This window comes from Kitasatospora sp. NPDC093679 (assembly GCF_040683455.1).
Classification (GTDB): domain Bacteria; phylum Actinomycetota; class Actinomycetes; order Streptomycetales; family Streptomycetaceae; genus Kitasatospora; species Kitasatospora arboriphila.
The window spans coordinates 1-23,348 of the sequence record NZ_JBFBDW010000067.1; the positions used below are offsets into that span (position 1 = coordinate 1).

Annotated in this window: 21 protein-coding genes; 5 read left to right on the top strand and 16 right to left on the bottom strand. The window is 72.7% G+C overall.

The features are described from left to right. Positions 1-157 precede the first annotated feature (157 nt). The 7 genes from AB0O09_RS34460 to AB0O09_RS34490 all read right to left on the bottom strand — a co-directional run bounded on the left by AB0O09_RS34460 (position 158) and on the right by AB0O09_RS34490 (position 9,590). Positions 158-1,096 (bottom strand): carbohydrate ABC transporter permease, encoded by a 939-nt coding sequence (locus AB0O09_RS34460; protein ID WP_363548791.1) that lies wholly within the window; start codon positions 1,094-1,096, stop codon positions 158-160. Between the two features lie 14 nt (positions 1,097-1,110). Next, the gene (locus AB0O09_RS34465) at positions 1,111-2,043 is read right to left on the bottom strand and encodes a sugar ABC transporter permease (protein WP_363548792.1); all 933 of its coding nucleotides are present in this window, start codon (positions 2,041-2,043) and stop codon (positions 1,111-1,113) included. A gap of 79 nt (positions 2,044-2,122) precedes the next feature. Next, entirely contained in the window at positions 2,123-3,532 is a 1,410-nt protein-coding gene (gene ngcE / locus AB0O09_RS34470) for an N-acetylglucosamine/diacetylchitobiose ABC transporter substrate-binding protein (RefSeq protein WP_363548794.1), read from the bottom strand. A 425-nt stretch (positions 3,533-3,957) separates the two neighbouring features. After that, complete coding sequence (locus AB0O09_RS34475; RefSeq protein ID WP_363548795.1) at positions 3,958-5,268, bottom strand: glycoside hydrolase family 18 protein; 1,311 nt, start codon at positions 5,266-5,268, stop codon at positions 3,958-3,960. Between the two features lie 349 nt (positions 5,269-5,617). Further along, positions 5,618-8,263 carry an aconitate hydratase AcnA gene (gene acnA / locus AB0O09_RS34480; protein ID WP_363548797.1) on the bottom strand — a complete coding sequence of 882 codons (2,646 nt, stop codon included), beginning with the start codon at positions 8,261-8,263 and terminating at the stop codon, positions 5,618-5,620. A gap of 203 nt (positions 8,264-8,466) precedes the next feature. Beyond that, positions 8,467-8,613 (bottom strand): hypothetical protein, encoded by a 147-nt coding sequence (locus AB0O09_RS34485; protein WP_363548798.1) that lies wholly within the window; start codon positions 8,611-8,613, stop codon positions 8,467-8,469. Beyond that, positions 8,610-9,590, bottom strand: a complete 981-nt coding sequence (locus AB0O09_RS34490; RefSeq protein ID WP_363548800.1) for a hypothetical protein — start codon at positions 9,588-9,590, stop codon at positions 8,610-8,612. The genes AB0O09_RS34485 and AB0O09_RS34490 overlap by 4 nt, the downstream gene beginning before the upstream one ends. Positions 9,591-9,633: 43 nt before the next feature. Between AB0O09_RS34490 and AB0O09_RS34495 the strand changes: the two genes are divergently transcribed. The 3 genes from AB0O09_RS34495 to AB0O09_RS34505 all read left to right on the top strand — a co-directional run bounded on the left by AB0O09_RS34495 (position 9,634) and on the right by AB0O09_RS34505 (position 11,290). Then, on the top strand, positions 9,634-10,026 hold the full coding sequence (locus AB0O09_RS34495) for a hypothetical protein (protein WP_363548801.1): 393 nt from the start codon (positions 9,634-9,636) through the stop codon (positions 10,024-10,026). A 164-nt stretch (positions 10,027-10,190) separates the two neighbouring features. Continuing rightward, complete coding sequence (locus tag AB0O09_RS34500; protein ID WP_363548802.1) at positions 10,191-10,658, top strand: type II toxin-antitoxin system VapC family toxin; 468 nt, start codon at positions 10,191-10,193, stop codon at positions 10,656-10,658. A gap of 101 nt (positions 10,659-10,759) precedes the next feature. After that, positions 10,760-11,290 carry a superoxide dismutase family protein gene (locus AB0O09_RS34505; RefSeq protein ID WP_363548803.1) on the top strand — a complete coding sequence of 177 codons (531 nt, stop codon included), beginning with the start codon at positions 10,760-10,762 and terminating at the stop codon, positions 11,288-11,290. A gap of 60 nt (positions 11,291-11,350) precedes the next feature. On the opposite strand, the gene argF is transcribed toward AB0O09_RS34505, so the two are convergent. The 3 genes from argF to AB0O09_RS34520 form a co-directional block, all read right to left on the bottom strand. After that, positions 11,351-12,352, bottom strand: a complete 1,002-nt coding sequence (argF, locus tag AB0O09_RS34510) for an ornithine carbamoyltransferase (RefSeq protein ID WP_344626006.1) — start codon at positions 12,350-12,352, stop codon at positions 11,351-11,353. Positions 12,353-12,517: 165 nt separating this feature from the next. Continuing rightward, positions 12,518-15,223 (bottom strand): polynucleotide kinase-phosphatase, encoded by a 2,706-nt coding sequence (locus tag AB0O09_RS34515; protein ID WP_363548806.1) that lies wholly within the window; start codon positions 15,221-15,223, stop codon positions 12,518-12,520. Beyond that, positions 15,220-16,815, bottom strand: a complete 1,596-nt coding sequence (locus AB0O09_RS34520; RefSeq protein WP_363548807.1) for a 3' terminal RNA ribose 2'-O-methyltransferase Hen1 — start codon at positions 16,813-16,815, stop codon at positions 15,220-15,222. The genes AB0O09_RS34515 and AB0O09_RS34520 overlap by 4 nt, the downstream gene beginning before the upstream one ends. A 222-nt stretch (positions 16,816-17,037) precedes the next feature. Here AB0O09_RS34520 and dapD point away from each other — a divergent pair, with 222 nt between their 5' ends. Next, positions 17,038-18,036, top strand: a complete 999-nt coding sequence (dapD, locus tag AB0O09_RS34525; protein ID WP_344626009.1) for a 2,3,4,5-tetrahydropyridine-2,6-dicarboxylate N-succinyltransferase — start codon at positions 17,038-17,040, stop codon at positions 18,034-18,036. A gap of 298 nt (positions 18,037-18,334) precedes the next feature. Beyond that, positions 18,335-18,601 (top strand): hypothetical protein, encoded by a 267-nt coding sequence (locus AB0O09_RS34530; protein ID WP_363548808.1) that lies wholly within the window; start codon positions 18,335-18,337, stop codon positions 18,599-18,601. Here AB0O09_RS34530 and AB0O09_RS34535 read toward each other — a convergent pair. The 6 genes from AB0O09_RS34535 to AB0O09_RS34560 all read right to left on the bottom strand — a co-directional run bounded on the left by AB0O09_RS34535 (position 18,592) and on the right by AB0O09_RS34560 (position 23,140). Continuing rightward, on the bottom strand, positions 18,592-19,332 hold the full coding sequence (locus AB0O09_RS34535; RefSeq protein WP_363548809.1) for a DUF6099 family protein: 741 nt from the start codon (positions 19,330-19,332) through the stop codon (positions 18,592-18,594). The genes AB0O09_RS34530 and AB0O09_RS34535 overlap by 10 nt on opposite strands. Positions 19,333-19,504: 172 nt before the next feature. Beyond that, positions 19,505-19,948, bottom strand: a complete 444-nt coding sequence (locus tag AB0O09_RS34540) for a nucleotide pyrophosphohydrolase (RefSeq protein ID WP_363548835.1) — start codon at positions 19,946-19,948, stop codon at positions 19,505-19,507. Between the two features lie 95 nt (positions 19,949-20,043). After that, positions 20,044-21,339 carry an ATP-binding protein gene (locus AB0O09_RS34545; RefSeq protein WP_363548811.1) on the bottom strand — a complete coding sequence of 432 codons (1,296 nt, stop codon included), beginning with the start codon at positions 21,337-21,339 and terminating at the stop codon, positions 20,044-20,046. A 239-nt stretch (positions 21,340-21,578) separates the two neighbouring features. Then, complete coding sequence (locus AB0O09_RS34550; protein ID WP_363548812.1) at positions 21,579-22,415, bottom strand: putative RNA methyltransferase; 837 nt, start codon at positions 22,413-22,415, stop codon at positions 21,579-21,581. A 69-nt stretch (positions 22,416-22,484) separates the two neighbouring features. After that, positions 22,485-22,910 carry a fic family toxin-antitoxin system, toxin component gene (locus AB0O09_RS34555; protein ID WP_263105354.1) on the bottom strand — a complete coding sequence of 142 codons (426 nt, stop codon included), beginning with the start codon at positions 22,908-22,910 and terminating at the stop codon, positions 22,485-22,487. Then, entirely contained in the window at positions 22,907-23,140 is a 234-nt protein-coding gene (locus AB0O09_RS34560; RefSeq protein WP_030270443.1) for a toxin-antitoxin system HicB family antitoxin, read from the bottom strand. The genes AB0O09_RS34555 and AB0O09_RS34560 overlap by 4 nt, the downstream gene beginning before the upstream one ends. Positions 23,141-23,348: the final 208 nt, after the last annotated feature.

Sequence of the window (23,348 nt, forward strand, 5' to 3'; positions counted from 1 at the left end):
TCGGCCACGCTCACGTCGCCGCGGCGACCGGGGCTGACCCGGGGGACGACGAGGGGCGCGGGGATCCGCGCGGCGGGACGGCACACGCGGTGCCCTTCCGACTCGCGCGGTTCCCCGCGCCCCTGTTGTCGCCGCCCCTGTGCCCCGGGCGCCGCTGCTACTTGAGCGTGGCCGAGGTGAGGCCGGCCTGGACCTGGCGCTGGAAGGAGAGGTAGACCACCAGCACGGGCAGCATGGCGATCGTCATGCCGGCGAACAGGGCCGGGGCGTCGCTCTTGTAGCCGGACTGGAAGGCGAGGTTGACCAGGCCCTGGGCGAGCATCGAGTGGTCGGCCTCGCCGGCGGTGGTGGGCTGCATCAGGGTCACCGGCAGGATGTACTGGTTCCACTGGCCGAGCACGTTGAAGATGCCGACGCTGATGAGGCCGGGCTTGGCCATCGGCACCATGATCCGGAAGAACGCCCGGGTGTGCGAGCAGCCGTCCAGCATGGCCGCCTCGTGCACGGCGGTCGGCAGGGTGCGGAAGAACGAGTACATGAAGAAGACGGTGAACGGCAGCGAGAACGCGACGTACACCAGGATCAGGCCGAGGTAGCTGTTGAGGCCGAGCAGCGGGCTGACCTCGCCCAGGTTGCGGACCATGAAGAACAGCGGCACCAGGGCCAGGTACACCGGGAACATCGCGCCGGCGACGAACAGGTAGTAGATGACCTTGTTGCCCCTGAACTCGTAGCGGGCCAGCACGTAGGCGGCCATCGAGCCGAGCAGCATCGTCAGCGTCAGCGAGCCCGACAGGACGATCAGGGTGTTGACGAAGAACCCGCCGATGCCCTTCTCCCAGGCGCGCCCGAAGGCGTCGAACTTGAAGGTGTCGGGCCAGCTCCAGGCGGAGCCGTTGATCTGGGCGTCGGTCTTGAAGGAGCCGAGGACGACCCAGGCCAGCGGCAGGACGATCATCACGGCCCACAGGGCGAGGAAGCCGTGCGAGAAGACGTTCAGCACGCCGCCGCCTTCGGCGAAGCGCTGCGGGCGGTCGGTGGGCCGGCTGCCGGTGCGCTGGCCGGGGAGGCTCGCGGCCTTGTCGAGAGTGCTCATGTCGCCGTCCCCGCTCAGTACTCGATCTTGTCGCGCTTGGTGACCCAGAGCGAGACGATGGTCAGGATCAGCGTGAAGAAGAAGATCACCACGCCCATGGCGCAGGCGTAGCCCGCCTCGCCGTTGCGCAGGAAGCTGCGCATCAGGTACGTGGAGATCAGCTCGCTGTGGTGGTCGGGGCCGCCGCCGAAGTAGGCGCCCGGGGTGATGCTGGAGACGAGGGCGAAGGCGTCCATCGCGACGATCGCCAGGTAGACCCAGGCGGTCTGCACGGTCTCCCAGAGCAGCGGCAGGGTGATCCGGAAGAAGGTCTGGGCGCGCTTGGCGCCGTCCAGCAGGGCCGCCTCGTAGATGTCCTTGGGGATCGACTGCATGGCGGCCGAGAAGAGCACCAGGTAGAAGCCGACGCCGGACCAGACGAGGACGGCGAGCACGCACCAGAGCACCATGTCCGGGTTGGACAGGAACTGCACCGGGTCGTTCGCCGAGGCCAGGCCGAGCTTGATCAGGATGCCGTTGGCGAGGCCGCTCTCGTCGGTGCGGTAGACCGCGCCCCACAGCACGGCGAGGATCGCGATCGACAGGACCTGCGGGAAGAAGAAGACCACCTTGTAGAAGCCGGCGCCGCGGACGCCCTGGACGCCGCCGGTGCCGGTCTTCCCGCCGACGTTGAGCATGAAGGCGAAGAAGAGCGCGATCAGTATCGTCACGATCGGCAGCAGGACCAGCAGCAGCAGGTTGTGCCACAGCGCCCCGCCGAAGACCTCGTCATCGAGGAGTCTCGTGTAGTTGTCCAGGCCGATGAAATTCATCTCCTGGCTCGCCCCGGACCAGTCAGTCAGGGAGTATCCGAAGGTCTGTGCGTACGGCCAGAGCACCAGGCCGACGTACAGCACGATCGGGAGGAAGAGGAACCCCACGATGAAGGGGTACTTGCCGTGACGCATGCGGTCACTTCTCCTGTCCGTCAGGCGGGCGCACCGGGGGCGGTTCGGGGCCCCCGGTGCGCTGTTCGAGTCCGACCGGTCAGGCGGTCTTGTTCTTGGCGGCCGACTCCTTGGCGCGCTTGATCCACTCCGTGGGAGTGATGCGCTTGGCCATGAGCTCGCCCGAGGCGTTCTGCAGGTCCTCGTCGAACTTGGAGGCGGTGTTCGGGTACTGGAAGTTGAAGGTGTTGGCGGCGGCGGCCTTCAGCGCGACCACGGTCGACGCGGTGCCGGGCTTGAGCTGCACCTCGGGGCCGACGCCGTCCTTGAGGCAGGTGAGGCTGTTGGCGGTCTGGGCGAACTTGCCCGAGGCCTCCTTGGTCAGCATGATGCGCAGCAGCTCCAGGCCGCCGGCCACGTTCTTGGCCTTGGCCGGGACGATGAAGGGCTCGCCGGCGCCGGCGCGGATGGCCTCGAAGGGCAGCTTGTCGCCGGGCAGCGACGGGATCGGCAGGAACTTCATGTCGAAGTCGGCCGGGGTGGTCGGCAGCTGCTCGTTCTCCAGCCAGGAGCCGGAGGGGATGAACGCGGCCTTGTACTGGTTCCAGGCGGTCTGCGACTCGGTGTGGGTCATGCCGTTGGTGCCGGGCAGCAGGAAGTCCTTGTCGACGACCTGGAAGAACGACTCGACGGCGGTCTTCACGGCCGGGTCGTCCCAGGCGGCGGCGTCGAGGCTGTCGATCCGCTTCATGAGGTCCAGGCCGCCCTGCTTGGCGATCATGTCCATCATGACGACGTTGATGTAGTACGGGTACTTGCCCTGGTGGGCGAGCGGGGCGATGCCCTTGGCCTTGATCTTGCCGCAGAGGTCGATGAACTCGGCCCAGGTCTTCGGCGCCGTCCAGCCGTTGTCCTTGAAGAGCTTGCCGGAGTACCAGAAGCCCCAGACGGTGTAGACGTAGGACAGGTTGTAGACCTTGCCCTTGACGGTGCCGGACTCGATGGTGCCGGGCATCAGGACGTCACGGATCTTCTTCGACGGGTCGTCGATGTAGGGCGCGTCCAGCAGCGGGGCGAGGTCGGTGAGCTGGCCGGAGTCGGCGAGGACGTCGAGCTTCATCTGCTTGGCGCCCGAGTCGTCGATGACGTCCGGCGGGGAGCCGGCGTTGAAGCGCGGCTGGAGCTTGCCGGTGACGTCCTTGTCGGCCTGGTGGTTGATCTTCGCGCCGGGGTAGCTCTTGGAGTAGATCTCCTCGAACCGCTTGGCGTACTCGTTGCCGTAACCGCCGTCGAAGATGAAGACCTCGAGGCCCTCGCCGTCCTTGACGCCGAACGGGTTCTTCGCGTCGGTCAGGTTGTAGCCCGCGGCGCCCTTGGCGCCCTTGTCGCTGCTGCCGCCGGTGCCGCCGGCACACGCGGTGAGCAGGGAGCCGCCGGTCGCAGCGAGCACGGCGATGCCGGCGGCGCGCTTGAAGATGTCCCGGCGGTTGTACTCGGTTGCAGAGCCCATGAAGTGTGCCCCTAGCCCCTCGATGTCCAAGAAGATGGTGATGCCGCGGGGTATGACGAGATGTCAATTCCCGGTCTTTCAGGCCCGCCTAGCGGCAACTGCGCCGGTCAGAGGCGTGCGGTCGATGCGCACAGGTATAGTCCACTGTTCACCCTCCGGCAATAGTCGGGCCGCTGGATGGGTCAGGTTGGGAGTCAAAGCGTTGCGGGCGGTGCAGCATGTGCAACGCGCAGGGAGCCTGCCCATTGCGACCGCCCGACCGGTACCGAGAAGGTAGCGCGTTCTTGCGCGTTTGAACATGGAAACGCGCAGCTTCGCGCATCAACGAACCGAAATCGTGATGCCCGAAACTGCGCGTCCGGGACGGCCGTCACCCCCGGCCGCCACCTACCCGCCGTCACCTCCCCGCCGTCACCTGCCGCCCGTCACCTCCGCAGGCCGGCGTCCAGGGCGGCGACCAGCGTCCCCTGGCTGTCGTCGTTGTCGAGCGACCACGCCATCACACCACCGAGGCCGTTCACGGCGACGTAGCGCGCCTTGCGGGTCAGCAGATCGGGTGTGTCGTACGTCCAGAACTCGGTGCCGTCGTACTTCCAGGTCGCGCCGTGCCGCCGGTCCTCGTGGACGGTGCCCGGCAGGTCCTTGATCCGGTTCCAGGGCAGGTTGCCACCCTGGGCGAGGCCGGTGGCGCTCTGGTACAGGCCGGCCCGGCCACCGTCCGGCACGCCCGTCCAGCCGTAGCCGTAGAACGGCACGCCGAGCACCGCCTTGGCCGCGGGCAGGCCCTTCGCGAGGTAGTGCCGCACCACCCGGTCCGCGCTGTAGCCGGCGTTCGCCGGGGACGGGTCGGCCGGGTCCGAGTAGAGGTTGGCCTGGTGGTCGGTCGGCCCCTGGGCCTCCCAGGGGCCGTGCAGGTCGTAGGTCATGAGGTTGAGCCAGTCCACCGACTTGGCGACCTTGCGGACCTCCAGCCGGTCGGCCTTCTCCTCGCCGGCCGGGACGGCGGCGGTCAGCAGGTAGTGCGTGTGCCGCTGCCGGCCGAGCGCGTCCAGCTGGCGGCGGAACTCCTGCATCAGCAGGGTGTGGTTCCGGCCGTCCTCCGGGCGGACGACGTTGCCGGCGTCGCCCCCGCCGCCGGGGTACTCCCAGTCGATGTCGATGCCGTCGAAGACGCCGGCGCCCGCACCCGCGCCGCCCTCGACGGAGCCGAGCTGCGGCAGGTCGCCCTTGAGGTAGAGGTCGATGCAGGAGGAGACGAACTTCTTGCGGGCGGCGTCCGTGGCGGCGGCGTCCGAGAAGTACTTGGACCAGGTCCAGCCGCCGAGCGAGATCACCGCGCGCAGCTGCGGGTTCTTCGCCTTGAGCTTGCGCAGCTGGTTGAAGTTGCCCTTCAGCGGCTGCTCGGCGGTGTCGGCGACGCCGTCCACCGACTCCTCGGCGCCGACCGGGCGCTGGTAGTCGGCCCAGGCGTCACCGACACCGGCGGCGTTGGCCTCGAAGCAGGTGCCGTCGGCGGAGACGTTGCCGAAGGCGTAGTTGAGGACGGTGAGCTTTCCGGCCTGGCCGGAGTCCTGCACCTTCTTGGCGGAGTAGCCGCCGTAGATGCCCCACTGGGTGAAGTAGCCGACCCGCTCGCCCTTGAGGCGGGGGCCGTGGTCGTGGGCCCGGGCCGCGGTGGGTGCGGCAAGTGCGGCGGCGACCGCCATCGCGAGGACTGCGGAGGTGCGTCTGGGCATGCCGTGGCCTTCTCTGAATCGGCGTCAATTGGTCTGAACCAAGCCGAGACAGAGGTTTAGTCCACTGGGGCCGGTGCGCACAAGGGGGCGGTCACGGACGGGCGTTGGCGAACGGACGTCGGCGGGTGAGTGCCGACCGCGGGCGGCGAGGGCCGGAAAAGCCCGTCGCCGGGCAGGTCGGCGTGGCCGCAGGGCGGCCGGTGACGGCCGGCAGCAGGGCCCGCCGCTCGGCGTGGACGGGGTCCCGCACCTCGGAGTGCTGCGCCGTGCTTCCGGGCCACTACGGCGACGGCCGGGCCGCACCCCGCGAAGGGGGTGCGGCCCGGCCGCTCGTGCTCTCCTACGGGACTCAGCCGATCAGGCTGCGCAGCACGTACTGCAGGATGCCGCCGTTGCGGTAGTAGTCCGCCTCACCGGGGGTGTCGATGCGGACGACCGCGTCGAACTCGACGTCACCGGCCTTGACCTTGACGGTCTTCGGGGTGCGGCCCTCGTTGAGCTCGGTGACACCGGTGATGGAGAAGGTCTCCTCGCCGGTCAGGCCGAGCGTGTCGGCCGTCTGGCCCTCGGGGAACTGCAGCGGCAGGACGCCCATGCCGATCAGGTTCGAGCGGTGGATGCGCTCGTAGGACTCGGCGACGACGGCCTTGACGCCGAGCAGCGCGGTGCCCTTGGCGGCCCAGTCGCGGGACGAGCCGGAGCCGTACTCCTTGCCCGCCAGGACGACCAGCGGGATGCCAGCGGCCTGGTAGTTCTGCGAGGCGTCGTAGATGAACGACACCGGGCCGTCGGCCTGGGTGAAGTCGCGGGTGTAGCCGCCCTCGGTGCCCGGCGCGATCTGGTTGCGCAGGCGGATGTTGGCGAAGGTGCCGCGGATCATGACCTCGTGGTTGCCACGGCGCGAGCCGTAGGAGTTGAAGTCACGCTTCTCCACACCGTGCTCGGTGAGGTACTGCGCCGCCGGGGTGCCCGGCTTGATGTTGCCGGCCGGGGAGATGTGGTCGGTGGTGACCGAGTCGCCCAGCTTGGCCAGGACGCGGGCGCCGGCGATGTCGGTCACCGGGCTCGGGGTCTTGGCCATGCCCTCGAAGTACGGGGGCTTGCGGACGTAGGTGGACTCGGCGTCCCACTCGAAGGTGTTGCCGGTCGGGACCGGGAGCGACTGCCAGCGGTGGTCGCCGGCGAAGACGTCCTGGTAGCCCTTGTCGAACATGTCCTGGTCGATGGAGCCGGCGACGACGTCGGCGACCTCCTGCTCGGAGGGCCAGATGTCGGCGAGGAAGACGTCGTTGCCGTCCGCGTCCTGGCCGAGCGCGTCGCGGGTGATGTCGACGTTCATGTTGCCGGCGAGGGCGTAGGCGACCACCAGCGGCGGGGAGGCCAGGTAGTTCATCTTGACGTCGGGGTTGATCCGGCCCTCGAAGTTGCGGTTGCCGGAGAGCACCGAGACGACCGCCAGGTCGGACTCGTTGACGGCGGCCGAGACCTCCTCGGGCAGCGGGCCCGAGTTGCCGATGCAGGTGACGCAGCCGTAGCCGACCAGGTTGAAGCCCAGCTTCTCCATGTACGGGAGCAGGCCGGCCTTCTCGTAGTAGTCCATGACGACCTTGGAGCCGGGCGCCAGGGTGGTCTTGACCCAGGGCTTGACGTGCAGGCCCTTCTCCACGGCCTTCTTCGCCAGCAGGGCGGCGCCCAGCATGACGGAGGGGTTGGAGGTGTTGGTGCAGGAGGTGATCGAGGCGATCACGACCGCGCCGTTGTCGATCTCGTAGGACGAGCCGTCGGGGGCGGTGACGGCGGTCGGCTTCGAGGCCTCGGCGGAGTAGGTCGGCAGCGCCTCGGCGAACTTCTGCGCGGCCTCGGCCAGGATCACGCGGTCCTGCGGGCGCTTCGGGCCGGAGATCGACGGGACGACGGTGGAGACGTCCAGCTCCAGGTACTCGGAGTAGACCGGCTCGACCGACGGGTCGTGCCAGAGGCCCTGCTCCTTGGCGTACGCCTCGACCAGGGCGAGCTGCTGCTCGTCACGGCCGGTGAGCTTGAGGTAGTTGATGGTCTCGGCGTCGATCGGGAAGATCGCGCAGGTCGAGCCGAACTCCGGCGACATGTTGCCGATGGTGGCGCGGTTCGCCAGCGGGATGGCGGTGACGCCCTCGCCGTAGAACTCGACGAACTTGCCGACCACACCGTGCTTGCGCAGCATCTCGGTGATGGTGAGCACCAGGTCGGTGGCGGTGGTGCCGGCCGGGAGCTGGCCGTTGAGCTTGAAGCCGACCACGCGCGGGATCAGCATGGAGACCGGCTGGCCGAGCATCGCGGCCTCGGCCTCGATGCCGCCGACGCCCCAGCCGAGCACGCCGAGGCCGTTGACCATGGTGGTGTGCGAGTCGGTGCCGACGCAGGTGTCGGGGTACGCCTGACCGTTGCGGACCATGACGGTGCGGGCCAGGTGCTCGATGTTGACCTGGTGCACGATGCCGGTGCCGGGCGGGACGACCTTGAACTCGTCGAAGGCGGTCTGGCCCCAGCGCAGGAACTGGTAGCGCTCCTTGTTGCGGCCGTACTCGATCTCGACGTTCTGGACGAAGGCGTCCGGGGTGCCGAACTTGTCGGCGATGACGGAGTGGTCGATGACCAGCTCGGCCGGGGCCAGCGGGTTGATCTTGGAGGGGTCGCCGCCCAGCTCCTTCACGGCCTCGCGCATGGTGGCGAGGTCGACGACGCACGGCACGCCGGTGAAGTCCTGCATGATCACGCGGGCCGGGGTGAACTGGATCTCCTCGGACGGCTCGGCCGTCGCGTCCCAGTTGCCCAGCGCGCGGATGTGGTCGGCGGTGATGTTCGCGCCGTCCTCGGTGCGGAGCAGGTTCTCCAGCAGGACCTTGAGGCTGTACGGCAGCCGCTCGGAACCCTCGACGGCGGAGAGCTTGAAGATCTCGTACGACTCGTCGCCCACCTGCAGCGAGCTGCGGGCGTCGAAGCTGTTCGCGGACACGACTGACTCCTTCTGGGTCCACCCGATGGTAAGGTAAGCCTTAGCTAAGCCCACCTCGCCGATGTGGAAGGCGTGCGGCTCTCGGCAACTATCTTGACGTCAAGATAAATGATAGTGCGAAGTTATCTCGATGTCGAGATAAACCATAGTGCATGGCTGCGTCCAAACTTCACCCGGCGATGCCCCTGCGCAACCGCAGCAGGTCAGCCCCTGCGGCGCGACCGCGCGAACCACAGCAGGGCCAGCACCCCGGCCACCACCAGAGCCCCCACCAGGACGATCACCAGCGGTCCGGCGGAGTCCGCGGGTTCCGGGGCGATGTCCGCCAGCAGCACGGCCGTTGCGTTCACGAGAGGTCCTTTCGGTCGGACGGCGCCGCCGGGGCGAGTCCCGCCACCAGCAGCAACAGGACGGGGAACTCCAGGTAGGCGTGGTAGCTCGCCACCGCCGCGTACAGCGTCCTGCCCTGCGCCCAGTCGGTGGCGAAGAGCACGGCGAGCGCCGCCCCCGCGCCGGCCCCGAGCAGCCAGGCCCGGCCGCCCCGCAGCAGCGGCACCCGCCGCTCGAAGGCCGCCGCGGCGTCCGGCGCGTGCCGCGGCAGGAACCACACCCACACCACGTAGTGCATGGTCTGCAGGAAGGCGAACACCGCCACGAAGCGCAGCCCCGCCGCGGTGTGCAGCCAGGCCGGCGGCGTGTACGCGGCCGCCAGCCGCGCCACTCCCCCGTCGGCCGGGGCCAGCACCCCGTCCAGCGCCCCGAGCAGCAGCAGTGCCGGCACGGCCAGCACCCAGCCGCACTGCACCGCCAGGAACACCGCCCGGCCGCGCGGCAGCCGCCTCGACCACTCCCACAGGAAGACCAGCGGCACCAGGTTGTGCAGGTGCGCCAGCACCACGAAGTGGTACGCCGGGAAGGACAGCGACAGCGCTGCCGCGGCCGAGAGCACCACCGCGGCCCCGGCCAGCGCGACCGGACGCCGGCGCAGCGCCTGCAGACAGGCCGCCGCCAGCAGCCCGTACGCGAGCAGGATCTCGGCGGCGTGCGGGACCGGCCCCGGCGGCAGCAGCCGGCAGACCACGATCCCGGTGATCAGCACCAGCAGCAGCCGCAGGAACCGGCCGGCCAGCACCTCTCCGAAGCGCCCCGCGACGTAGCGCAGTTCGAGCACGTTGTGCAGGATGCCGAAGGTCGCGAGGCCGAGCACCGCCAGGCCGGCGGGGGCGCGCAGCGCGAACGCCAGGGCGATCGCGGCCGCCAGCACGAACCCGGCCGTCGGCAGGGCCGCGCCCGCCGTCCGCACCGCCGGCACCGCGCCGACCGCCATGCCGATCCCTCCCGGCCGTTCCGCCCGTGGCACCATCACGCCCGTGCCGTATCCCCTGGCCCTCGCGCTCACCCTGCTCGTCGAAGTGCCGCTGTACACCGCGGCGCTCGCCGGCCTCGGCCGCGTCCGTCCGGCCCGGGCCGCCCTGGCGGGAGCCGCGGTGAACGGACTGACCCACCCGGTGCTCTGGTGGTCGCTCCGGCATGCCGCCGCCGGGCCCGCCGCAGCCTACTGGACGGCCTTCGCGCTCGCCGAGGCTTCGGTGTGCGCGGTCGAGGCCGTGCTGGCCGGACTGCTGACGGCGGGCCGGGCCGCACCGGCCGTCGGCACGGACGCCCGCACCGGCACCGTCCGGCTGCCCGGGCCGCTGCTCGCGGCCGCCTCGCTCACCGCCAACGCGAGTTCGGTGCTGGTGGGGATGCTGGCGGCCCGCTGAGAGGGAGCGGGAGCACCGCAGCTCCGGGGCGCGGCAGCAGGCGGGACGGCGCGGGACCGTACGGGACTGCCCGGGGACGGGGACGGCTACGGTGGAGCCGAGCCGGCGGCACGACGGGACGACCGGCCGGAGCGAGAGCCCGGGGGCAGTCGAAGATGATCGTGGTGGACGCGTCCGCACTGGTGCTGGCACTGGCCGACGAGGGGGACCGCGGCCGCGCCGCCCGGGCCGAACTCGCCCGGGACGACGAGTGGGCCGCACCCGACCACGTGCTGATCGAGGTGATGCAGTCGCTGCGCGGCCTCTACCTCGCCCGGGAACTCACCGCCGAGCAGGTCTCCGAGATCGCCGACCGGCTGCCGTCCCTGACCGTCCGGCGGGTCGACGTGACGCCGCTGCTGGGGCGGATCTGGGCGCTCAAGGACAACCTCACCCCGGACGACGCCGCCTACGTCGCCCTCGCCGAGCAGCTCGGGGCGCCGCTGGTCACCGCCGACCTGCGGCTGATGCGGGCCAGCGGGCCGCGCTGCGAGATCCGCGGCATCCGGCCGGGCCCGGTCGCCACCCCCGGCGGCGGTGACGGCACCGGGGCCGGCGGCCAGCCGTCCGGGGGCGACCGCTCGTCCGGGTGACCCGGCGGCACGGCGCCGTGCACCGGCCGCCGCGGACCGCCACCGTGGGGTGCTGGCCCCGCCCGGCGCCCGAGCGCCGCGGCCCGTCGAGAGGTGCGCCGATGCCCGTCCCGTTCACAGCCGCGCTGCCCGCCCTCCTGCTGCTGCCCGCGCTCGGCGGGCCCGGCACGGTGGTCGAGGCGGACTTCGCGCCGGCCACGGCCTTCGTCCCGCCGGCCGCGATCAGCCACGCCCCGGACGTCGTGCCGTACGGCTCCCGCGTCCGGGTCACCGAGGCCTGGAGCGGCACCGGGACGGCCGTCGAGCTGGAACTCACCGGGATCGCCCCCGCCACCGAACTGGCCGCCCACGTGCACACCGGGCAGTGCGGGGCGGACCCGGCCGCCTCCGGCCCGCACTACCAGGACGCCGTGGACCCGGTGCAGCCCTCCACCGACCGGGCCTACGCCAACGACCGCAACGAGGTCCGGCTCGCCCTGCGCACCGACGCGGCCGGGGACGGGACGGCACGGACCGCGGTGCACTGGCGGTTCCGGCCGGGCGGGGCACGGTCGCTGGTGCTGCACACCGTGCACGCCGAGGGCGCCCACCCTGCGGGCGCCCGGGTGGCGTGCGTGAACGTCGACTTCTGAGCGCCCCGGGGCGGGCCGGACCGCCGGACCGGCCCGACCCGGTCCGGCCCAGGGGTGCGGTCAGTCCCCGAGGGTGGCGACCAGCACGGCCTTGATGGTGTGCAGCCGGTTCTCCGCCTGGTCGAAGACCACCGAGTGCGCGGACTCGAAGAGCTCGTCGGTGCACTCCAGCTCGGTCATGCCGGTCTCCTCGTGCATCTGGCGGCCGATCTCGGTGCCGAGGTCGTGGTACGCGGGCAGGCAGTGCAGGAACTTGACGGCGGGGTTGCCGGTCAGCCGGACGGTGTCCATGGAGACCTGGTACGGCTTCAGCAGGGCGATCCGCTCGGCCCACACCTCCTTGGGCTCGCCCATGGAGACCCAGACGTCGGTGTAGAGGAAGTCGGCGCCCGCCACGCCCTCCTCCACCGACTCGGTGACGGTGATCCGGGCGCCGGTCGTCGCGGCGAGGTCCTGGGCGGCCTTCTGCACGTCGTCGGCCGGCCAGAGCTCCCGCGGGGCCACGATCCGCACGTCCATGCCGAGCAGGGCGCCCGTCACGAGCAGCGAGTTGCCCATGTTGTTGCGGGCGTCGCCGAGGTAGGCGAGGGCGACGTCGCCGAGCGGCTTGGCGCAGTGCTCGCGGACGGTGAGCACGTCCGCGAGCATCTGGGTCGGGTGCCACTCGTCGGTCAGCCCGTTCCACACCGGGACGCCGGCGTGCGCGGCCAGCTCCTCCACGATCTCCTGGCCGTGGCCGCGGTACTCGATGCCGTCGAACATCCGGCCGAGCACCCGGGCCGAGTCCCGGATGGACTCCTTGTGGCCGATCTGGGAACCCGCCGGATCGAGGTAGGTGGTGGCGGCGCCCTGGTCGTGGGCGGCCACCTCGAAGGCGCAGCGCGTCCGGGTGGAGGTCTTCTCGAAGATCAGGGCGATGTTCTTGCCCCGCAGACGGGGCTGCTCGGTGCCGGCGTACTTGGCGGCCTTCAGCTGCGCGGCGAGGTCCACCAGGAAGCGGAACTCCTGGGGAGTGAAGTCGAGCTCCTTGAGGAAGTGCCTGTTCCGGAGGTTGAACGCCATGCCGGGCTCCTGGGTCGTCCGATGTCGAGACGGGAAGTGTATACGACTGTCGGAATTTGTATGCAGGGATGGCGCTGTGATGCGGGCGACCCGGCCCGCCCCCGCGGGTCGCGCGGGGGCGGGCCGGACGGCGTCACGGGGACGGCGGTCGCGCGCACGGGCAGGTCACAGCCGCGGGTCGACCGGCTCGGACTCCAGGGCGAGCACCGCGAAGACCGGCTCGTGCACCCGCCACAGCGGCTCGCCGGCGGCCAGCCGGTCCAGCGCCTCCAGGCCGAGGGCGTACTCGCGCAGCGCCAGCGAGCGCTTGTGCCCCAGGAAGCGCTGGCGCAGCTGGTCCAGGTACTCGGTGTAGTCCGGGCCGTAGATGATCCGCAGGTACTCCCGGCCGCGCACCTTCACGCCCGGCTGCACCAGGCGCCCGCCGGCGTCGCGGACCAGCGAGGCGAGCGGCTTGACCACCATGCCCTCGCCGCCGGCCGCGGTGAGCTCCTCCCACCAGGCGATGCCGGCCGCGACGGAGGCCTCGTCCGCGGTGTCCACGACCAGGCGGCCGGTGCGCTGCAGGATCGGCTCGTCGGGGTCGTCGGCCCCGACCAGCCGGTCGAGCCACCCGAGGTGCCGGTCGTGCGGCAGCACGGCGAGGTTGGCGCCCTCAGCGGCCAGCAGCTGGAACGGGGCGAGCCTGATCCCGCTGAGGCCCTCGGTCGGCCAGCAGTAGCGCCGGTACGCCGCGGTGAAGGCGTCGGCGTCGAGCGCGCGCTGCCGCTGCCGGGCCGTCAGGTCGGCGACGTCCAGGCCGCGCTCGGCTGCCCGGTCGAGCGCGGCCAGCACCTGCGGCAGGGCGGCGCCGGCCGCAGCGCCGACCGCAGCGTACTGGCGGCGCAGCAGCTCGGCCGCCTTCAGCGACCACGGCATCAGCTCGGTGTCCAGCAGCAGCCAGCCGGTGCCCAGCTCGTCGAACAGCCCGGCCCGCTCGGCGGCGGCCCGCAGACGGGCCAGGACGGCGCCGGTCAGCTCCTCGTCGCCGAGGAAGGCGCGGCCGGTGCGCGTCCAGATCGCCCCCGGGCCGGCGAGGCCGAACCGCTTCTCCAGCGCCGACCCGTCCCGCGCGACCAGGACGACCGCGCGGGAGCCCATGTGCTTCTCCTCGCAGACCACCTGCTGCACGCCGTCGTGGCGGTAGGCGAAGAACGCCTCCTCCGGGTGCTCCAGGTAGCCCTCGCGCCGGGAGGTGGCGGAGGGCGCCATGGTCGGCGGCAGGTAGGCGAGCAACCGCGGGTCGAGGGCGAAGCGGCTCATCACCTCCAGCGCCGCGGCGGCGTTCTCCTCGCGGACGGAGACCCGCCCGTGGTGCGCCGTCTCGACGATCCGCCGGCCGGCCACGTCGGCCAGGTCCAGCGGACGGCCCTCGCGGCCGCCGGGCGCGTCGGTGTGCAGCGGGCGGACCGGGGCGTACCACTCCTGCTCGGCCGGGACGGTGACGAGCTCGCGCTCCGGGTAGCGCAGGGCGGTGAGGTGGCCGCCGAAGACGCAGCCGGTGTCCAGGCAGATGGTGTTGTTGACGAAGCTCGCCGTGGGCGTCGGGGTGTGGCCGTACACGACGAGTGCCCGGCCGCGGTACTCCTCGGCCCACGGGTAGCGGACCGGCAGGCCGTACTCGTCGGTCTCGCCGGTGGTGTCGCCGTAGAGCGCGTGCGAGCGGACCCGGCCGGAGTTGCGGCCGTGGTACTTCTCGGGCAGGCCGGCGTGGCAGACCACCAGGGCGCCGCCGTCCAGCAGGTAGTGGCTGACCAGGCCGCGCATGAACGCCCGGACCTCGGCCCGGAACTCCTCCGGCTCGGCGGCGAGCTGGTCGATCGACTCCTTCAGGCCGTGCGAGACGGTGACCTTGCGGCCGTCCATGTGGCGGCCGAGCTTGTTCTCGTGGTTGCCGGGCACGCAGAGGGCGTGGCCGGCCGCGACCATGCCCATCACCAGGCGCAGCACGCCCGGGGTGTCCGGGCCGCGGTCGACCAGGTCGCCGACGAAGACCGCGGTGCGGCCCTCGGGGTGGGCGGCGTCGACGGCGCGGCCGCGGTCGTCACGGTCGATCCGGTAGCCGAGGCGGACGAGCAGCGTCTCCAGCTCGGAACGGCAGCCGTGGACGTCGCCGACGATGTCGAACGGGCCGGTGAGGTGCCGCAGGTCGTTGAACCGCTTCTCCGGCACGATCTCGGCGGCGGCGACCTCGGCCTCGCCGCGCAGGACGTGCACCTTGCGGAAGCCCTCGCGCTCCAGCCCCTTCATCGAGCGGCGCAGCTCGCGCTGCTGGCGCGGCAGGACGTGCGCGGGCAGCCGGCGGTCCGGGCGGTGGCTGTTGCGCTCGGCGCAGACCGGGGTCGGGACGTCCAGCACGATCGCGATGGGCAGCACGTCGTGCTCGCGGGCGAGCCTGATCAGCGCCTTGCGGGACTCCGGCTGCACGTTGGTCGCGTCGACGACGGTGAGCCGGCCGGCCGCGAGGCGCTTGCCGACGATGTAGTGGAGCACGTCGAAGGCGTCGGTGGACGCCGACTGGTCGTTCTCGTCGTCGGCGACCAGCCCCCGGCAGTAGTCGGAGGAGACGACCTGGGTCGGCTGGAAGTGCCGGCGCGCGAAGGTGGACTTGCCGGAGCCGCTGGTGCCGATCAGGACGACCAGGGACACGTCGGTGACGGGCAGTCGGCGGACGGGCTGCGCGGCCTCGGCCGCGGCTGCGTCGGCAGCCGCGCCGACGATGCCGCCGGTGTCCGCGGTGGTGTCCGCGTCGGTGTCCGGGCCGGTGTCCGCGGGGCCGGCGGGCAGGCCGTCGTCGGCGGAGCCGCCGGTGGGCAGGACGTCGGAGGTCATCGGGTCACGCTCCCTTCAGGGGCATTGTCGGTGGTGGCCGTGCGGAACAGGGCGAGCTGGGTCGGCGCGCCGACCTCCTCGTCGAACGGTCCGACCGGCCGGAGGGCGACGGTGTAGCCGTAGGTGCCGGCGACCCGTTCGGCCCACGCGGCGAACTCGGCCCGGCTCCATTCGAACCGGTGGTCGGAGTGCCGGACGTGACCGGCCGGGAGGGTCTCCCAGCGGACGTTGTACTCGACGTTCGGGGTGGTGACGACGACGGCCTGCGGACGGGCCGCGCCGAAGACGGCGTACTCCAGGGCGGGCAGCCGGGGCAGGTCGAGGTGCTCGATCACCTCGGACAGCACGGCCGCGTCGTACCCCTTGAGCCGGGCGTCGGTGTAGGTGAGCGCACCCTGGACCAGGCGGACCCGGGCTGCCTGGCGCTCGCTCATGCGGTCGAGCCGCAGCTTGCGCCCGGCCGCGGCCAGCGCCCGCGAGGAGACGTCCACGCCGAGCACCTCCGTCACCCTGGCGTCCTTCAGCAGTTCGCCCACCAGCTCGCCCTGGCCGCAGCCGAGGTCGAGCACCCGGGCGGCGCCGGTCTCGGCCAGTGCGGCCAGGATCGCGGCCCGCCGCTGGACGGCGAGCGGGACGGGCCGGTCGCCGGCGTCCGGCTCGGCCGCGGTCGGCGCGAAGCCGGTCGAAGCGCCGGTGCCGGCCGAAGCGTCGGTGCCGGCCGCGTCGGTGCCGGGTGCCTCGGCGGCCGGGTCGTCGGCCGGCGTGTCGTCGTCGACGGCGTTGTCCAGCTCCTCGGCCTCGCTGTCGTCCGCCTCGGCGAGCCGGGCCAGGGCCAGCCGCTCCATGGCGAGCCTGGTCAGCGACCAGCGCCGGGCCAGGTAGCGGCGGGTGATCACGGCGAGCTCGGGGTGGTCGGCCAGCCAGCCCTCGCCGGCGGCGAGCAGCTTGTCGACCTCGTCGGGCGCCACCCAGTAGTGCTTGGCGCCGTCGAGCACCGGCAGCAGCACGTACAGGTGCTGCAGCGCGTCCGCCAGGCGCAGTTCACCGGTCAGCGCCACCCGGACGTAGCGGGACTCGCCCCACTCGGGGAAGGTCTCGTCCAGCGGGACCGCCACCGCGTCCACCTGCCAGCCGAGCGGCTCGAACAGCCGCCGCACCATCGCCGGACCGCCGCCCTCGCCGCCGCCGGTCGCGGGGACCGCGGGGAGGTCGATGCGCAGCGGCATGACCAGCTCGGCCCGGCCGGGCAGCTTCTCGCAGACGCCCTTCATCGCCGACCGGAAGACCGTGCGCAGCGCCACCGCCAGCAGCGAGGACGCGGCGTAGGGCCGGTCGTTCACGTACTGGGCGAGGGCGAGGTCGGGCGAGCCGGACCGGCCCCGGCCGCGGCCCTGGCGGACGAGTGCGACGGGGTCGATGTCGAGGAGCAGGGCCGCCGTGCACCGCTGCTCGGTGGCCTCCGGGTAGAAGACGTGCGCCACCCCGTGCGAGGTGGAGAAGCGCTGCACCTTCTCCGGGTGCTTGTGCAGCAAGAAGCCCAGGTCAGTGGCCGGGCGGTCGGCTGTGGCCGTGGTGGAGATCGAGATGAACACCCGGTCGAGTATCGCCGACGGATGATCGGCCGGTCACCGGATTTTGCGCTGCTGCGCAAGTCCCGGGCCTGCCCGGGTGCCGGCCCGTCCCGGGGGCGGTCCGCGCGCCGGCGGGGTCGGCCGCCGGGTCGGGGGCATGGACGTCGGAGGGAGCGCGCGGGTGCCCGGTCGCGGCGTCCGCACGGTGAGCGCGTTCGGCACGGCCACCCCCGATTCGTTAACGTGCACGATGTGACTGCTGAAACCTCCTCCCTCGCACGCGGCGCCGTCGCGGCCGGCCTGGCGACGATCGCGGCCGACGGCACCGTCCTGGACACCTGGTTCCCCGCGCCCGAGCTGACGGCCGAGCCCGGCCCGGCGGGCACCGTCCGGCTGACCGCCGAGCAGGCCGAGTCCGAGCTCGGCGCCGGCGCGGCCGAGGCGCTGCGCAGCGACGCCCGCCGCGGCGTCGAGGTCGTCGCCGTGCGCACCACCATCTCCTCCCTGGACGACAAGCCGCTCGACGCGCACGACGCCTACCTGCGTCTGCACCTGCTGAGCCACCGTCTGGTCAAGCCGCACGGGCAGAACCTGGACGGCATCTTCGGTCTGCTCGCCAACGTCGCCTGGACGAGCGTCGGCCCGGTGCCGGTGGCGAACGTGGAGCAGGCCCGTCTGGCGGTCCGCGCGCAGGGCGGTCAGCTGGCCGTCTACGGCGTGGACAAGTTCCCGCGGATGACCGACTACGTCGTCCCGACGGGCGTGCGGATCGCCCACGCGGACCGCGTCCGCCTCGGCGCGCACCTCGCCGAGGGCACCACCGTGATGCACGAGGGCTTCGTCAACTTCAACGCCGGCACGCTGGGCACCTCGATGGTGGAGGGCCGGATCAGCGCGGGTGTCGTGGTCGGCGACCACAGCGACATCGGCGGCGGCGCCTCGATCATGGGCACGCTGTCCGGTGGCGGCAAGCAGGTCGTCTCGGTAGGCGAGCGCTGCCTGCTCGGTGCCAACGCCGGCATCGGCATCGCGCTGGGCAACGACTGCGTGGTGGAGGCAGGTCTGTACGTCACCGCCGGCACCCGGGTGACCACCCCGGACGGCAAGATCGCCAAGGCGGTCGAGCTGTCCGGCCAGGACAACCTGCTGTTCCGCCGCAACTCGCAGAGCGGCGCCGTCGAGGTCATCGCGCGGTCCGGCTCGTGGGGCGGGCTGAACGCGGAGCTGCACGCGCACAACTGATCTCCTGTGTTCCGCGCGGGCCCGGGCGGCGTACCTCCGTGTACGCGGCCCGGGCCCGCTGCCGTTCCGCCGCAGCTCGCCGGGTGACGTCGGTCCCGCCCGCGGTCGGCCCCGGCTCCGGGCCCTAGCCGAGGGCGGACCGGGGCCGCAAGCCGCGCTCACCCGAGGGGCTGACCCGGCGGCGGTCTTGGACCTCAACGGGTGGTCCCCGGTGACCGCCCGCGGGCGGGGGTCGTTGGACGGGCGGCGCCGGTATCGGACGCCGTACTCCGCACCGTCGAGCTGGAAGGGCACCCCCATGTCCGATCCCCTGTCCGACTCCGCCTCCGACTCCCTTCCCGACCCGCTGTCCGCCCCGGTCGGCGAGGGACCCGGCGGCGCGTCCCAGAACCTCGCGGACGACGTGTCCGCGGCCGAGGCGTCGAAGGACCTCCTGCAGCAGATGGAGGAGCTGCTGGCGACCGTGAGTGCCAGCCTGGCCGGTCTCGGCGCCGATCTGCGGTCCTCCGTCTCCAAGGCCGGCACGCCGGACGACGAGGCTCCCCGGCCGGACGCTCACGGCTGACCCACCGCTCCGGCACCCGCACCGGCACCGGCACCGGCACCGACCGGCGGGCGGAGGCGGACGGACAGCAGCGGGCCGAGTCGCTCCGACGGGTCCTCCGACCCGGTGGCCGACAGGTCCACGGCGTCCGCGGCGTCCACGGAGTCCACAGCGTCCACGGAGCACCCCGGCCGGCTCGCCGGGACGTCGAACGGGCCCTCGTCCAGGTACTCCGGCCCCTCCTCCTCGGGCGGCGGGAGACCGTTCGCGCGGCGGACGGCCCGGAGCAGCTCGGCCGCCACCTCCTTGCAGTCGGCACCGGCGTCCACCCCGTCGATGCAGCGCCAGTAGACGCTCTCCGCGTCGGCGCCGCAGGCGAGCACGACGAGCGCCTCGGCCACCTCGTGCAGCAGGAAGCAGAGTTCGCACAGGACGGGGTCGAGCTCGCCGAGGTCGTCCAGGCGGCGGGCCCGGCCGCCGGCCCAGTCCGTGCCGGGCGGGCCGAGGGCGTCGAGCGTGTCGAGGGTGCCGAGGGCGCCCGGCGGGTCGTCGAGGCAGCCTGCCGCATGGGCGCCCGCGTCGCAGAGGAGTTGGCCGAGGGCGCCGATCTCGCCGGAGTCCTGCTCCGCGATCCGGGCACCGACCGCCTCGGTGAGCAGGCCAGCCTGACGGGCCTCCAGCAGCACGCCCTGCGCCGTCCTGGCCTCGGCCAGTGCGTGCCGGGTCGTCTTGATCAGTCGCAGCGCGTCCATGCCGCCGCTCCTCTCGCTCGCATCGGGACCGCCGTTGCCGACGGTGTGTCTCGACGCAAGCGTGCTGGCCGGCCCCGCCCGGGCTGGCCGCCCGGGCCGGACCTGTGGACAACCCGCCCCTGTGGACAACCGGGGTCACCCGCACGAGCGACGAACCACCCGAACTCGGAAGTCAGCCGGTCCGATCGTCCGACGAATCCCCGGAGGAGCCCGCACCCGCGGACGGCGACTCCGAAGCCCCGGACAGCAACTCCCCACCCGCGGACGGCGGCCGCGAAGCCACCCCCTCGCCCGGAGCCGGCGAGCGTCCCGGCACCGGGAAGCGCTCCTCGTTGCGCTCGATCTTGGCCGCCAGCGCCTCGGCCGGGTCCACCCCCACCACGCTGCAGAACTGCAGCAGGTAGGCCAGCACATCGGCGACCTCGTCCCGGACCCGGTGGGCCCGGCCGGGATCGGCCATCACCGCGTCCGCCTGTTCCGGCGTCAGCCACTGGAAGATCTCCAGGAGCTCGCCGGCCTCCACGCTGAGCGCCGCGGCCAGGTTCTTGGGCGTGTGGTACGGCTGCCAGCTGCGTGCCGCCGCGAACGCGTCGAGGCGGCGGCTCAGCCGCACCAGTGCGTCCTCGCCCGGCGCCGGCCCGGGCTCGGAACGGCCGGATCCGCCCCGGCCGGGGTGGGAACCACCGGGGCCGGAGGGCTTGTCGTTGTCGGTCACGCCCCCAGGTCTACCCCATCGGCGTCGCCCCTCCCGGCCTGCTGCGGTACCCGGGGCGTCCGGTCCGGCAGGACGAGCACGCTGTGGCCGGTGGCCGGGTCGCGCCGGCACTCGACCAGGTCCAGCCCCTCCACCTCCGCGGTGGCGGCGGGCTCCTGCAGTGCGGCCAGCAGCCGGACGTCCCCCTTGTCGCACACCTCGCGGGCGACCCGCAGCAGCGAGGCGACCTGTTCGGTGCCCAGACCGGCCCCCAGGTCCTCGGCGAGGACGGTCAGCTGCCGGTGGGCGGAGGGCACCTCGGCCGCGGCGTCGACGTCCAGCACCCCGGCCCCGGTGAGCAGCACCGCGGCGAAGGCGAGCAGCCGCAGCATGCCGTCGGAGGCCTGGTCGGCGCCGGTGCGCCCGAGCACGCCCTCGTCGAAGACGGCCATCAGCCGCTGCTGGGCGTCCTCGCCGCGGCGGGCGACCTCCAGCCCGAGCAGCGGGTGCGGGGCGGCGGCCTGGACGGCCTTGAGCAGGCGCCCGTAGCGGCGGCTGCACTCGTTCTCCAGCCGGGCGAGCACGGCGGAGATGTTGGAGGCGGTGCCGACCAGCCGGGCCTGCGGTTCTGGCCTGGTCCAGCTGCGCATCGCGGCGGGCACCGGGTGCAGCGGGAAGACCTCGCGCAGGGCGGTGAGCAGTTGTTCGGTGGCGGCGAGCACCTTGCGCTCGCCGGGCGAGGAGCCGGCCACCCGGAGCGGGATCTGAGCGGTGATCAGGCTGTCGCTGGGGAACGGCGCGCGGATGTCGCCCTGCCGGGTGTCGTTGTGCCAGGTGACGTTGACCCGGCCCTGGGCGATGTCCTGTTCGCCGGTCTCCACCAGGGTCTCGCCCGCGAGGGTCAGCCATTCCCGGGCCACCCGGACGCGGCCGTCGGTGCGGACGACCAGTTCCAGCCGGATCGGTCCGGCGCAGGAGCGGACGGTGCAGCCGAGGATGATCGCGTTGCGGCCGTGCGGGACGCACCCCCTCAGGCCGCCGCGCACGGGCCCGGCCAGCGGGCCCGCGGTGCCGCCGACGCCGTCCAGCGAGGGACCGATCTCCTCTCCGATCGCCAGCCGGGAGAGCACCGCCAGGGCGTCCAGCGCGTTCGACTTGCCGACGCCGGACGGGCCGTGCAGCACGGTCAGCGGGGAGAGCGGCAGGGTGGTGCGACGGTAGGACTTGAAGGAGGTCAGCCGGATTTCCTCGACCGCGGGGCGGCGGGTGGGACGGGCGATCGGGGCTGCGGGAGCGGCGGCTTCGCTGGTCACCCGGGGGACCCTAGCGGCCGGAGGGCCGGACGAAACGTCCCTGCTCGGGCCGGTTCACACGAACGGCTCAGCATTCGCACACCGCCCCCATCGCCTCCCCGGCGGGTCCACGCGGCCCGGTGCCGACAGCACGGGCCGCGTCACGGACGGCGACGGGGACGCCGGCGCGGGCACGAGCGCGCCCGGCGACACGGACGCCGTCCCGGCCGGCGACGCGTCAGCCGCGCACCGAGGGCAGCTCAGCCGTACACCGAGAGCATCACGGAGCCGGTGACCTCGACCGGCTCCGGCAGGGCGGCGAGTGCGGCGGCGAGCCGGTCCGGTTCGGTGTGCCAGGCGTTCGGGCCCATGCCGACGACGGCGGCGGCGTCCCGGTGCGACAGCCGCAGGGTGAACTCCACCTCGGTGCGGTCGATCGGGCGCAGCCAGGGGTTCAGCTTCTCGTCGATCCGGCGCTCCTTCTCCTCGTCGACCGACAGCAGGCCGAGCCCGGAGACGAGTTCGCGCAGGTGGCGGGAGGTCGGTGCGACCAGCAGCAGGCGTCCGCCGGGGCGCAGCACGCGGCGGATCTCGGGGCCGTTGCGCGGGGCGAAGACGTTGAGGACGAGGTCGGCGCAGTCGTCGAGCAGGGGCAGCGGCCGCCAGGCGTCGCAGACCACGGCGCCGATCCGGGGGTAGGCCCTGGCGGCACGGCGCAGGGCGTACTTGGAGATGTCGAGGGCGGCGCCGGCCGGGCCGTCGAGGCGGTCGAGGACGTGCGCGAGGTAGTGTCCGGTGCCGGCGCCGAGGTCGACGACCAGTCCGTCGGAGAGGTCCCCGGGGGCGGCCGCGGCGGCGTCGGCGAGTGCCTCGGCGACGGGCCGGTAGTGGCCGGCGGCGAGGAAGTCGCTGCGGGCGGCGACCATCTCCGCGGTGTCGCCGGTGCCGGTGTGCGCGTCGCCGGGGAGCAGGCTGACGTAGCCCTGCCGGGCCTGGTCGAAGCTGTGCCCGGCGGGGCAGCGCAGGGTGCGGCCGTCGAGGGCGAGGTGCTGCGCGCAGTGCGGGCAGGCCAGGTGGGGCTCGATGTCCTGCAGCAACGTGGCGGTCCTCGTCGGGCTCGGGGGTGGGGCCCAAGCCTAACGAGTCGGCCGGTGACGCCCGGCGCGTCAGTCGGTGTCGTCCTCGTCGTCGTCGCCGCCGACCTCTTCCTCCTCGGGCTCGTCGACGACCCAGGCGGAGAGCCGTTCGGCGACCCCGCTGACGCCGATCTTGCCCTCGCGGATGCCGCGGGCGAGGCTGCGGACCTCGCGCGCGGTGGTGGCGACGCTGCAGCCGCTGGCGACCAGGTAGGCGTAGGCGACGGCGGTGGCGAACAGTTCGTTGTTCCGCTCCAGCGAGGGGATGCGGATCAGTTGGTGCATCAGGGCCGCGGCCCGGTCGTGCGGTTCGGGGTAGACGGCGATGTCGAAGATCTCGGCCTGGTGCCGGGCGACCGCGGCCAGCAGCGACCCGTAGTCGGTGACCTGGGGGTCGCCCGGGGTGTACTGCTCAGCGGTCATGAGCAGCCACGAGAGGTCGACCTCGAGCTTCAACGGCGCACATCCTGCGCGCCCGGCTCTCCGAACTCGGCCAGGAAGGCCGTCTCGTACTCCTTCATGAACTGGGCCGCGGTGTCCACGAAGAGGCGCCCGGCCTCGCCCATGTCCTGCTGGACGAGCCGTTCGATGTACTGGTTCATGCTGATCCCCTGCTGCTCGGCCCGTTCCCGGGCCATCTCGGCGGTGGTGGCGTCCACCCGGACGTTGAGTTGTTTCTTGGCCATGAATTCAAGCTAGCGCTGGGGTGCTAGCACAGCAAGGGCGCATTCCGGCCGCCTCGCCGTGCCCGCCCCCCTCAGATGTCCGTTCGCGCCCCACCGGAAACCAGCCCGGCACGACGATCGGACGGCGCCGTCCCGCAGCGCCCCCGACCTGCGCCGACCGCCGCCGGTGAACGGGGGCCGACGCCCGGCCGTCCCCGGTCGGCGGGCG